The 833-nt window shown below is 67.6% G+C and carries 1 protein-coding gene; it reads right to left on the bottom strand.

Annotated features, from left to right (window positions below; genetic code table 11):
- Window positions 1-833 (bottom strand): transposase (locus tag BST13_RS38070; protein WP_245839984.1); only part of this gene is annotated, 833 nt, incomplete at both ends.

Here is an 833-nt window from a genome sequence, read left to right as displayed (position 1 = left end):
GCCTGGGCGGCCGCCAGGTTCTCGGTGAGCACCTCGATGCGAATCTCGGTGGGCGGCTTGCCCACCGGGGCACTGCCACGATCGGCACGCTGGCGCCGATACGCATCGAGCTTGGCCTGCTTACGCTGTTGTTGACGCTGCTGCCGATCCCGCTGACGCTCGGCGATATCGTCACCTTCGGCGCTGTGTGCGGCGGTGTCAGCGTGCAGTTCTGCCAGCGCTTGGGCGATACGCGCCGCCCGCGACCGTTCATCGACCAACTCCGCGGGCAGTTCATCGCCACGCCGGCCGGGTCCATACATCTCATCCTCGGCGGCATCGGTGAGCGCATGCTGCGCCGCGGCCGCCGCTGCCACCTCACGTGCCCGCTGCGCATCGATCTGGGCCTGCTCAGCGGCGGCTTTGTGCAGCCCGTCTTCGGTGCGGTTGGCCGCCAGAGACGCGTTCGAGGCGATCTTGACCGAATCGACCGCGACCACCCCCAACTGGCCCATCCCCAACCCCGCACACAGCATCAGCACCTGAGCGAACAATTCCTCGACCACCTGCGCGGTATCGGCCCGAAACCGGGAGATCGTCACGTGGTCCGGGGTGTCACCAGCGCAGATGATCCGATACGCCACGTCCCGCTGGCACAGTCGCTCGATCACCCGCGACGAGCGCACCCCATGAGCCCACGCCCAGATCAGCAGTGTCAACAACATGTCGGGGTCATAGCCGGCGCGACCGGCCCCACCCGTGCGCCGCTGAGCATGCAACGGCGAGGTATCCAGCCCGGCCACCACGCTGATCACCAGCCACACCGGATCCGATGCAGGCAACCAGTCCCGCAT

It is taken from the genome of Mycobacterium aquaticum, from assembly GCF_002086485.1.
In the GTDB taxonomy this organism is placed as follows: Bacteria; Actinomycetota; Actinomycetes; order Mycobacteriales; family Mycobacteriaceae; genus Mycobacterium; species Mycobacterium aquaticum.
The sequence above is the reverse complement of the archived record's forward strand: the minus strand, read 5'-3'. Positions and strand labels throughout refer to the sequence as shown.